Origin of the sequence: Bradyrhizobium valentinum (genome assembly GCF_001440405.1) — a bacterium.
GTDB classification, from domain to species: Bacteria; Pseudomonadota; Alphaproteobacteria; order Rhizobiales; family Xanthobacteraceae; genus Bradyrhizobium; species Bradyrhizobium valentinum.
This window is the reverse complement of sequence record NZ_LLXX01000128.1, coordinates 42,132-42,872: the sequence shown is the minus strand read 5'-3', so window position 1 is coordinate 42,872 and position 741 is coordinate 42,132. Positions and strand designations below refer to the sequence as shown.

Genomic DNA, 741 nt, shown 5'->3' with positions numbered 1-741 from the left:
CTCATCATTGGGCGCGTGAAGTCTCCAAGCTCGGTCACACCGTGCGTCTGATGCCGCCGAGTTACGTGAAGGGCTATGTCAAACGGTCGAAAAACGATGCTGCCGACGCAGCCGCCATCTGTGCGGCCGTGACACGCCCATCAATGCGGTTCGTGCCGGTCTAGTTGGCTGATCAGCAAGCCTTGCTGATGTTGCATCGAACGCGGGATCTTTTAATCCGTCAGCGCACGCAGCTGATCAATGCGCTCCGAGCCCACCTTGCCGAGTTCGGCCTCATTGCGGCGACGGGACGCGAAGGTCTCGCGCAGCTTGCCGCGATCATCACGGACGAAAGTAACCGCGAAGCTCTTCCATCTGCGATGAAACAGGCGCTGCAGGCCATTGTCGATCAACTCGCTGCTCTGGAATTGCAAATCGGGACTCTGGATCGCGCCATTCACGCCCAACATCGTGCCAATGACATGAGGTGCCGCCTCGAGACCGTGCCCGGGATTGGCGTGATCGGGGCCTCGGCCATTGCTTCTACTGTCACAGACCCGAGTGACTTCAAATCCGGTCGGGATTTTGCGGCATGGATCGGACTTGCGCCGCGGCAGCATTCGACGGGGGGCAAGGAGCGGCTCGGCGGCATCTCCAAGCAAGGAGATCGCTATCTCCGACGGTTGCTCGTCATCGGTGCAACAGCCGTTGTTCGACACGCCCGGCATCAGCCGCAAAGGCATCCCTGGGTCATGAGGCTGT

At 60.3% G+C, this 741-nt stretch carries 1 pseudogene; it reads left to right on the top strand.

Annotated elements, in window-relative coordinates:
* Positions 1-741 (top strand): annotated as a pseudogene (locus tag CP49_RS43140) (IS110 family RNA-guided transposase); the annotation flags it as partial.